The following is a 10,328-nucleotide window of genomic DNA, read 5'->3' as shown; positions in this document are numbered from 1 at the left end:
GCTTTACGATCAGTTACGAAGACAGGCTGCCGCAGCAGTAACCCAAGCCCCGGTTACACAAAATTCTGCACACCCTCGGATAGTGCCAGCACCGGCAGCTAACATCTAATTGCCAGTCCGGTGTCGGGCGCATCCTCCCCGCGAAAATGCGAAGAACCTTTTTTATTCCTGCTGTCAGCTTCGTGCCACTGCGCTGCGATATTCGCCTGGGCTCACGCCATAAACCTGCTTGAACTGTCGCGACAAGTGACTCTGATCGGCGAAGCCCAACTGCATCGCCACAGCGACCGCCGTGCAACCCGTCTTTAGCAATGCCCGCGCCTGTTCGAGGCGACGCTGTTTGAGCCAGGCATGCGGCGGCAAGCCGGTCGCGCGGCGAAATACGCGCGCGAAGTGAAAAGGTGAGAGGTTGACCGCAGCCGCCAGCTCTTCCAGCGACGGCGGCTCGACCAGTCGCTCGGCGAGCATCTGTTTGGCGCAGGCCACGGCCCAGGGCTCGCGCCCAGGCGCAGGTGGTTCGGCAAGCTGCGCATGATGCTGGAACAGCAACAGGATCGCCTCACGCCAGGCCAGTTGTTGCTGCAACGCCTCGGCGCCATGTTCGAGCAGTTGGTGCAGTTGCAGAAAGGCCGCGTGCAAACGCGGATCATGCAGCACGCTGAAGGTAAACGACGGCATGCCGGCCTTGGCCAGACCCAACTCCTGCAGCGCTCCCAGTACCTGGGCGTTGTCGGGATAGAAACCGCGATAGCGCCAGCCGTCTTCGTGCGCCTTGGAGCCGGTGTGCACTTCGTCCGGGTTGATCAGCACCATACTGCCCTGCGGCGCCAGATGATCGCAGCCACGGTGGCGAAAGCGCTGGGCGCCATGCTCGATCACGGTGAAGACGAACCCTTCATGTACGTGCGGAGCGAAACGCTGCTCGAGGTAGCGCGCCTGCAACAGCTCGACTCCGCTCAATGCGGAGGCTTGCCAGAAGCGGGTCTGCTCACGACTGTGCATACGGCTCAGGCGTTGAAGCCCGCCTCCATCGCCTCACGCAGCGCCGGCCATTCCAGGTCGGTGATGCTGTAAAGCACGGTGTCATCGAGCCGGCCATCAGCCAGGCGGCGATGGTTGCGCAGCAACCCTTCACGAACTGCGCCGAGCTTCTCGATAGCGCGTTGCGAAAGCAGGTTGCTGGCGGCAGTTTTCAGCTGCACGCGGACCATGCCCCAATTTTCGAAAGCGTGCTTGAGCATCAAATACTTGATGCTGGCGTTCAACCCGCTGCCATGCTGGCGGTGGTCAAGCCAAGTCCAGCCAATTTCACAGGCCGGCAGGGTGTTCATGAAGTCGGCGAAGCGCGTGGTACCCACCATTTCGTCACCCAGGCGAATGACGAACGGCAGTGCCCGCTGCTCACGCAGATCGGCCAGGGCGCTGCGGTACCAGTCCAGCCGCTGGGTACCGCTCATGTACAGCAGCTCCTCGCGGTTGGCCTCGGCCAGCGCCACCAGGCCAGGGATATCGGCGTCGGAGAGCGGTTCCAGGCGCAGAGCGCCACGTTGCAAAGTCACCAGCTGCGGCTTGAACATAGGGTCCTTCCTCGGACAGAGTCGCAAACCAGCCAAGCTATCAGCACCTGCGCTGCGGCACAATCGAGTCCCGTCGCAAAGCACGCCTGCTTGGCTGCTACCTTGGTCGCAGCCGACAGCGCGTGGCTTTGTGCAACACTGATCAACATCGGCCTCGCCTCGGCGGCCAGGCTCATTTCGTTCCAGCGCGCGTTTCGGAGTCTGCATGTCGTTGTCCCCCGGGTTGATCGCCGCGGTCGCCCTGATCTACATGGCCATTCTTTTCGCCATCGCTTTCTATGGCGACCGTCGCAGCGCGCCCATGCCGCCGAAGATTCGCGCCTGGGTGTACTCGCTGTCGCTGGCCGTCTACTGCACCAGCTGGACCTTCTTCGGCGCCGTCGGCCAAGCCGCCGAACAGTTGTGGTCGTTCCTGCCGATCTACCTGGGCCCGATCATTCTGCTGCTGACCATGCCCTGGGTACTACAGAAGATGGTGATGATCAGCAAGCAGGAGAACATCACCTCCATCGCCGACTTCATCGCCGCGCGCTACGGCAAGTCGCAGTCGCTGGCCATCGTCGTGGCGCTGATCTGCCTAGTCGGTGTGTTGCCCTACATCGCCCTGCAACTCAAGGGCATCGTGCTCGGGGTCAATCTGCTGATCGGCGTACATGCCCAAGACACAGGTACCAGCGCCCAGGACACCGCGCTGATCGTGTCACTGGCCCTGGCGTTGTTCACCATTCTGTTCGGCACCCGCAACCTCGACGTCACCGAGCACCATCGCGGCATGGTGCTGGCGATTGCCTTCGAGTCGCTGGTCAAGCTGCTGGCCTTCCTCGCCGTGGGCGCCTTCGTCACCTTCGGCCTGTATAACGGTTTCAACGACCTGCTGGAGCAGGCGCACAACACCGCCGAGCTGGATGACTTCTGGAACGAAGCGGTGAACTGGCCGGCCATGCTGGTGCAGACAGGCATGGCGATGATCGCCATCGTCTGCCTGCCGCGGCAGTTCCACGTCACCGTGGTGGAGAACATCGAACCCAAGGATCTGCGCCTGGCGCGCTGGGTATTCCCGGCCTATCTGGTGCTGGCCGTGCTGTTCGTCGTGCCCATCGCCCTCGCCGGGCAGATGCTGCTGCCAGCAGGCGTGACACCGGACTCCTTCGTCATCAGCCTGCCCCTGGCCGAAGCCCATCCGGGCCTGGCGGTGCTGGCCTTCATCGGCGGCGCCTCGGCCGCCACCGGCATGGTGATCGTCGCTTCGGTGGCGCTGTCGACCATGATATCCAACGATATGCTGCTGCCCTGGCTGTTGCGCCGGCAGAGTACCGAGCGGCCGTTCGAGGCCTTCCGTCACTGGATGCTCACCGCGCGCCGGGTCAGCATCGTGCTGATCCTGCTACTGGCCTATGTCTGCTACCGCCTGCTCGGCGAAGGCGCCAGCCTGGCCACCATTGGCCAGGTGTCGTTTGCCGCCATTGGCCAACTGGCCCCCGCCATGTTCGGCGCCTTGGTGTGGAAGCAAGCCAACCGCCGCGGCGTATTCGCTGGCCTGATCTTCGGCGCCATGCTCTGGTTCTACACCCTGGTGCTGCCGCTGGCGGCACGCGGCATGGGTTGGTCGCTGGACAGTTTCCCCGGTCTGACCACCCTGCTCTATGCTCCTATCGGCCTGCAGGTTGACCCGCTGACGCGCGGCGTGGTGCTGTCATTGGCCGGCAATATGCTGCTGTTCGCCTGGGTTTCCTGGTTCTCGCGCACCCGCGTTTCCGAGCATTGGCAGGCCGGGCGCTTCATCGGCCATGACCTGGGTACAAAGCCCAGCAACCGCAGCCTGCTGGCAGTGCAGGTGGCCGATTTGCTGATGCTGTCCAGCCGTTTCGTCGGCGAAGAACGCGCACGGCAGAGCTTCAATCGCTTCGCCCTGCGCCAGGGCAAAGGCAAGGACTTCGATCCCAACCAGCCGGCCAATAGCGAGTGGATCGCCCATACCGAACGTCTGCTCGCTGGCGTGCTGGGCGCCTCCTCGACCCGCGCAGTGGTCAAGGCCGCCATCGAAGGCCGCGAGATGCAGGTCGAGGATGTGGTGCGCATCGTCGACGAAGCCAGCGAGGTGCTGCAGTTCAACCGCGCCCTGCTGCAGGGAGCGATCGAAAACATCACCCAGGGCATCAGCGTGGTCGACCAGAACCTGCGCCTGGTGGCCTGGAACCACCGTTATCTGGAGTTGTTCGAGTACCCAGAAGGCTTGATCTACGTAGGTCGGCCAATTGCCGAGATCATCCGTTTCAATGCCGAACGCGGCATGCTCGGAGACGGTGACCTGGAGGAGAACGTCGCCAAGCGCCTTTACTGGATGCGCCAGGGCACGGCACACAGCTATGAGCGAGTATTCCCCAATGGCAGGGTGATCGAGCTGATCGGCAATCCCATGCCGGGCGGTGGTTTCGTCATGAGCTTCACCGACATCACCGAATTCCGCGAAGCCGAGCGCGCCCTCAAGGACGCCAACGAAAGCCTCGAACGACGGGTTGCCGAACGCACCCATGAGCTGTCGAAACTGAACCAGGCACTGACCGAAGCCAAGGCCCACGCCGAAGCCGCCAACCAGTCGAAAACGCGCTTTCTCGCCGCAGTCAGTCATGACCTGATGCAGCCACTCAACGCCGCTCGCCTGTTCTCCGCAGCGCTGTCCCACCAGGACGACGCGCTGCCCGGTGAAGCCCAGGAGTTGGTCCGGCATCTGGATAGCTCGCTGCGTTCGGCCGAGGACCTGATCACCGACCTGCTGGATATCTCGCGCCTGGAAAACGGCCGGATCACGCCAGACCGTCACGCCTTCGCCCTCTCCAGCCTGTTCGACACCCTCGCCGCCGAGTTCGGCGTACTGGCTGCCGAACAGGGTATCGACCTGCGCGTACGCGGCAGTCGGCAATGGATCGATAGCGACATCAAACTGCTGCGCCGGGTATTGCAGAACTTCCTGACCAACGCCTTCCGCTACGCCAAGGGCCGCGTGGTGCTGGGCGTACGCCGTGAAGGCAATCAGTTGCGCCTGGAAGTCTGGGACCGCGGCATGGGTATACCCGAGGACAAGCGCAAGGTGATCTTCGAGGAGTTCAAGCGCCTCGACAGCCACCAGACGCGCGCCGAGAAAGGCCTGGGTTTGGGCCTGGCGATTGCCGACGGTCTCTGCCGCGTACTCTCCCACCGCCTGGAAGTGCGCTCCTGGCCAGGTAAAGGCAGCGTGTTCAGCGTCAGCGTACCGCTGGCGAGAAAACCGGCGCCGAAGCAGCAAGGCCCAGCCTTACCGGCAGTCGATGGCCAGCCCCTGCAGGGCACCCAGGTGATCTGCATCGACAACGAAGACAGCATTCTCACCGGCATGTACAGCCTGCTGTCGCGCTGGGGCTGCCAGGTGTGGACAGCGCGCAATCGCCTGGAGTGCGAGCACCTGCTCAGCGAGGACGTACGCCCGCAACTGGCGCTGATCGACTACCACCTCGACGAGGGCGAAACCGGCACCGAACTGATGGCCTGGCTACGCACGCGCCTGGGCGAGCCAGTACCGGGCGTGGTAATCAGCGCTGACGGCCGCCCGGAACTGGTCGCCGAGGTCCATGCCGCCGGCCTCGACTACCTGCCCAAACCGGTCAAGCCTGCAGCCCTGCGGGCGTTGCTCAGCCGCCACCTGACGCTACGGGGCTAGCCGCATCTGGGCCGGTGGGCTGCCTGTAACCACGGCAGAGCGTTTCACCAGCGCAGCGTCGACGGTTTAGCTCACTCGCCCAGCTCATCCAGTGCAGGCAGATCGGCGGAGCGTTCAAGCAGCTCGCCAGGCAGGCTCTTGCTCGCACGAGCCCCCAGCAGCTTGAGATTTTCCACACGGCCAATGAGGTTGCCACGACCGTCCACCAGCTTGTTGCGGGCACTGGCGTAAGCCTTGTCCAATTGCTGCAGACGGCTGCCCATCTCATCCAGATCGGCGACGAAGGCGACGAACTTGTCGTATAGCTGACCGGCACGCTCAGCGATCTCGCGCGCATTCTGGCCCTGACGCTCCTGGCGCCAGAGGCTGTCGATCACCCGCAGCGTAGCCAGCAAGGTGGTCGGGCTGACGATCACCACCTGCTGCTCGAAAGCCTCCTGGAAAAGGCCCGGCTCGGCCTGCAGCGCCGCGGCGAAGGCCGCCTCGATGGGCACGAAAAGCAGCACGAAATCCAGGCTGTGCAGCCCTTCCAAGCGCTGGTAATCCTTGCCGGACAGGCCCTTGAGATGGCTGCGCAGCGAGATCAGGTGTTGCTTGAGCGCCTGCTGGCGAATCGGTTCGTCCGCCGCCGCGACATACTGCTGGTAGGCGCTGAGGCTGACCTTGGCATCGACGATCACCTGCCTGTCGCCCGGCAGACGAATCAGCACATCAGGCTGAAAGCGCTCGCCACCAGCGCCCTTGAGGCTGACCTGAGTGTGATACTCACGCCCCTTCTCCAGGCCGGCATGCTCCAGCACTCGCTCCAGCACCAACTCGCCCCAGTTGCCCTGAGTCTTCTGGCCCTTGAGCGCACGGGTCAGGTTGGTCGCCTCGTCGCCCAGGCGCTGGTTGAGCTGCTGCAGGCGCTCCAACTCCTTGTTCAGGGAAAAACGCTCACGCGCCTCTTGTTGATAACTCTCGTCGACGCGCTTCTCGAACGCCTGGATGCGCTCCTTGAGTGGGTCGAGCAACTGGCCGAGGCGCTGCTGGCTGGTCTCCGCGAAGCGCTGCTCGCGCTCATCGAAGATCTTCGTCGCCAGCTCGGAGAACTGGGCGCGCAACTCGTTGCGCGCGCCCTGCAGATCATCAAGACGCTGCTGCTGATTGTCGCGGTTCTCCTGCAGCTCGGCAGCCAGCGCCGCACACTCGGCGGTGAGCCGACGCAATTCAGCTTCGTTACGCTCGCGCTGCTGATTCCACGACTGCGCGGCCTCACGGGCAATCTGCCGCTCCTGTTGTAGCAGCTCATTCTCACGGCGCAAGCCGGCCAACTCGGTCTGCTGTTCTACCTTGATCTCGCTGACCTCGGCCAACTCGGCGCGGCAATCATCGAGTTGCGCCAGCAAACCGGTCTGGCTGAGCTGCGCGTGCTCCAGGCGCTCCTGCAGCAACGCCTGCTCGCCTTGCTCGCGAGTCAGCCGGCGCTGCAAGGACCAAAGACCGGCCAATAACGGAACCAGCGCAACGGCAATGCCGATAGCAAGAGAGAGGGGATCGATTGGCATAGACGCTCCATGTTTGACCGCCGTGCAGTATACCCAGACGGCGATTTACACGGGGCCAGCACGCAATCAGCGCGACAGACGCTCCAGCTCCATCTGAGCGCCGCGGTCACCCGCACGAGCAGCCTGGCGCAGCAACTCATAACCGATGCGGCGATCACGGGTATTACCGCAGTCACGGCACAGCAGTTGCCCCAACCGGCTTTGCGCTTGCACACAGCCCTTACGCGCAGGCTGCTTGAGCAAGTTGCCGGCGATGCGTTTGACACTGGGGGTTTGCCCCAAACGCGGACTATCGAGCAGCCACAGCGCAACGCGCATGGGCAGACGAGAAGAACCGGGACGGGCCGCAGAGGATGAAGACGGTAAAGCGCGAGGCATAAATATAGAGAGGGGGGGTGACTGCCGGGGCGCGCCACTCTACTCCTTTTTTCTCGAAGGTAAAGCCTTGCCTGCCAGATCGATTGCGGCTGCCGCAAAGAGTTCCCTCACAATCCACAGAAGCTGTGGATAACTCCGTGCACAACTTGGGCGAAAGAACGCACAGGCCTGATGCCATGGGGCTCGCAGTCAAACTGTCGATTTTTTCACCAACGGAAAAAGTGCATATTTTTCATTGACTTAAAAATCAGCCACGGAAAATCAAGCGGTTAGCGGTGTTTCTGACAGTGATGTGACAGCCTGCTTCAGCATTGTGCACAACTCCCTGCGACAGATCCGCGCAGCGCTCTGTTTCGGGGCATCCAAACGGCGAATGCAGCCGTCATGCGGCACTGCGATGACCTCGCCCTGCAGCAGAAACCGAGCCCAGCGAAACGGCCTTGATCGGTCCGCCAATCCATACCGCATCGCACGCGGATTCGAACAAGCGCCGCAATGCAACCCCCAGATCGGCTTGGCACTCTCTGGAGCATGGGGTACCGTCCCGCAACGGCACCAGGCAAGGAGAACTCATGAGCCGCCGGCGTTTCTGGCTGAGCATCTGCATGGCGCTTGCGGTGCTGCTCTCGCTGCTCGCCTGCTACGCCATCTATCGCGTGCAGCAGTTGCTCGACGAGCAGCATGTCGAACTGGACTGGCAGGGTTTCAGTCTCAGCTGGCGTGGCCTGCAGCTGCACGAGGTGAGTCTGGTTCAGCGTGGCCAGGGTGAATTGCACACTCATGCCAAGCAGCTTCACCTGCAATGGCTGGCCAGCGAGGCGCCGCGCTACCGCCTGGCTGTGCAGGGTCTGCGCGTGGACTGGCTAGCGGCGGATTCAGAAGCGCAGAGCCCGACCAACAGCGGCCTCGACGAAACCGTTCAGACGATATCGAACGCCCTGCCCTGGCTGCCGAGGCGGATCGAACTACGCGACCTCCATGCGCAACTGCCCTGCATCAATGGCCGTTGCGCACTCGATGGCGAGCTCGACCTGCAGCGTCTGGACGATGCCTTGCATCTACGCGTGCGACTGCTACGCGAAAACCACAGCGCAGTATTGCAAGCGCACCTGCAGGGACTCGATGGCGCCCTGGATAGTGCGCGCCAGCTGCAGATGACCCTGCACTTCGATGAACAACAGCAGATGGAGTTGCACAGCGACCTGGCAGTTCAGGGCGATGCACTGCAATGGAACGGCGACCTGCTGCTGGCACCGCTGCAGGAAATCGCCTGGGTCGCCGCCTGGCTGAGCGAGTGGACATCACTGGACACCGCCAATCTGCCAAAGACGCCGCAGCAGGCCGGCATCATCGCCCAGTGGCAACTGCAGCTGCCGCAGACCACCCGCCAGCTCGGCGAGCTGCTGACCGCGCCTGGATGGTTACGTGTCGACGCCCAACTGCCGCAGCCCTGGCCACTGCCCGGCATCGGCCTGCTCAGCGGTGAACTGCAGCTCGACCTGCGCAATGCCGCAGGCGCCTGGCAAGGGCGCAAGCTGCACGGCAACCTGCAACTCGATACCCAGGATGCGCCCTGGCTGACCGCCCTGCCAAACGGCCTGCGAACAAGCCGCCTGCAATTACAGCTGCAGCCGCTGGAAAGCAACCCAGATACCCCACTGGCCCTGCAGCTGAAGCTCGTCGCGGAAGGGGCGTTGCAGGGGCAGATCGACGCCGAGCTCGGCCTGCAGCAATCGCGCGACTGGGCGCTGGAGGTGCGCCAGTTGCAGCTCGATGCCCGCAGCAAACGCGTGGACCTGGATGGCATTCGAGCCGATGGCCTGCAGTTGAATCTCGACCTGTCTGGCAATGTCACCGCGCACCAGCTGCAACTCACGCTGGCCGCCAACTCGCGCCTGGATATCCAGCGCCTACGCGGTGCCGACCTGGATCTGCAACAGGCCCGCTTGACCCTCGCCGGCCTGGGCGTGGCCGGCGCGCCACATGTGCCAACGCTGTCCGGCCCGCTGACGCTGCGCATACAGAGCCTGCAACACCCGCAACTGCAGGCGCAGGGCTGGCAATGGCAAGGCCGGCTGGAGGCTGACAGCGTCAGCCAGGCACTCGATGGTGCATTGCTGGCGGACTCGGGGCTGAGCATGACGCTGCGCCTGAACAACACCGCCGATGCACTGGGGCTGAACGCCACAGTCGATGAACTCTTCCTACGCGCGGGCAACCCGCTGGCCCATACGCTAGCGAGCTGGCCGCCGCTGCTGGCGCTGGACAACGGCCGTATCCAGGCCGACGCCAGCCTGAGCCTGCCCACTGGCAAGCCCCTGCAACTGAGGGCGAAGCTCAGCGGCAAAGGCCTGGCCGGCATCTATGACCGCAGCATGCTGAGCGGTGTGGACGCCGAACTGCACCTGCGCCTCGCGGGCGAGCGCCTGACACTGGAGCTGCCGAGCCTGAGCGCGAAACAGCTCGACCCCGGTATCGCCCTAGGCCCCTTGCAACTGCAGGCCAGTTATCAGGCCAGCCTGCAACGCCCTCTGGCCGGCAGCCTCAGCCATCAACGCGCGGAACTGGGCATCCTCGGCGGCAGCCTGAGCCTAGAACCAGCGACCTGGGCACTGGATCGCCCCAGCCAGTTGTTGCCACTGAAGCTCAGCGGCCTGGATCTGCAGGAGCTATTTCGCGTCTATCCAGCCGAAGGGCTCGCCGGCAATGGGCTGATCGACGGCACCTTGCCGCTGCGCCTGGGCGGCGCCATCAGCATCGAACAGGGCCTGATCGAAGCCAGGCCGCCAGGAGGGCAACTGAGTTTTCACTCGCCACGCATTCGCGCCATGGGCCAGGCCAACCCGGGTATGAAGCTGGTCACCGACGCGCTGGAAGACTTCCACTACGATCTGCTCAGCAGTAGCGTCGACTATGATCAGTCCGGCACACTGCAGCTAGGCATGCGCCTGCATGGGCAGAACCCGGCCATCGAGAAGGGCCGCCCCATCCACTTCAATATCAATCTGGAAGAAGACATTCCGGCCTTGCTGGCCAGCCTGCAACTGACCGACAAGGTACGTGGCATCATCCAGCAACGGATTCAGCAATGGATGCGCCAGCGTGTCCCCCAAGAATCAAAGGAGTAGCGCC

The 10,328-nt window shown here is 63.4% G+C and carries 6 protein-coding genes; 2 read left to right on the top strand and 4 right to left on the bottom strand.

Features of this window, described 5'->3' with window-relative positions; translation table 11 throughout:
- Positions 1-174: 174 nt before the first annotated feature.
- Together EGJ86_RS23025 and EGJ86_RS23020 are read right to left on the bottom strand one after the other, a co-directional pair.
- Entirely contained in the window at positions 175-1,002 is an 828-nt protein-coding gene (locus tag EGJ86_RS23025; RefSeq protein ID WP_125836755.1) for an AraC family transcriptional regulator, read from the bottom strand.
- A gap of 5 nt (positions 1,003-1,007) precedes the next feature.
- Positions 1,008-1,577 carry a GNAT family N-acetyltransferase gene (locus EGJ86_RS23020; RefSeq protein WP_125836754.1) on the bottom strand — a complete coding sequence of 190 codons (570 nt, stop codon included), beginning with the start codon at positions 1,575-1,577 and terminating at the stop codon, positions 1,008-1,010.
- Positions 1,578-1,782: 205 nt separating this feature from the next.
- Here EGJ86_RS23020 and EGJ86_RS23015 point away from each other — a divergent pair, with 205 nt between their 5' ends.
- Positions 1,783-5,271 carry a PAS domain-containing hybrid sensor histidine kinase/response regulator gene (locus tag EGJ86_RS23015; protein ID WP_125836753.1) on the top strand — a complete coding sequence of 1,163 codons (3,489 nt, stop codon included), beginning with the start codon at positions 1,783-1,785 and terminating at the stop codon, positions 5,269-5,271.
- Positions 5,272-5,342: 71 nt separating this feature from the next.
- On the opposite strand, the gene rmuC is transcribed toward EGJ86_RS23015, so the two are convergent.
- Both rmuC and EGJ86_RS23005 read right to left on the bottom strand, forming a co-directional pair.
- On the bottom strand, positions 5,343-6,704 hold the full coding sequence (rmuC, locus tag EGJ86_RS23010) for a DNA recombination protein RmuC (protein WP_177432926.1): 1,362 nt from the start codon (positions 6,702-6,704) through the stop codon (positions 5,343-5,345).
- Between the two features lie 180 nt (positions 6,705-6,884).
- Entirely contained in the window at positions 6,885-7,136 is a 252-nt protein-coding gene (locus tag EGJ86_RS23005; protein WP_125836751.1) for a sel1 repeat family protein, read from the bottom strand.
- Between the two features lie 632 nt (positions 7,137-7,768).
- Here EGJ86_RS23005 and EGJ86_RS23000 point away from each other — a divergent pair.
- Positions 7,769-10,324, top strand: a complete 2,556-nt coding sequence (locus EGJ86_RS23000; RefSeq protein WP_125836750.1) for a YdbH domain-containing protein — start codon at positions 7,769-7,771, stop codon at positions 10,322-10,324.
- Positions 10,325-10,328 lie beyond the last annotated feature (4 nt).

Origin of the sequence: Pseudomonas sp. o96-267, assembly GCF_003935465.1 — a bacterium.
Classification (GTDB): domain Bacteria; phylum Pseudomonadota; class Gammaproteobacteria; order Pseudomonadales; family Pseudomonadaceae; genus Aquipseudomonas; species Aquipseudomonas sediminis.
Note: the sequence above shows the minus strand (reverse complement) of the source record. Positions and strands in the feature narration are given on the sequence as shown.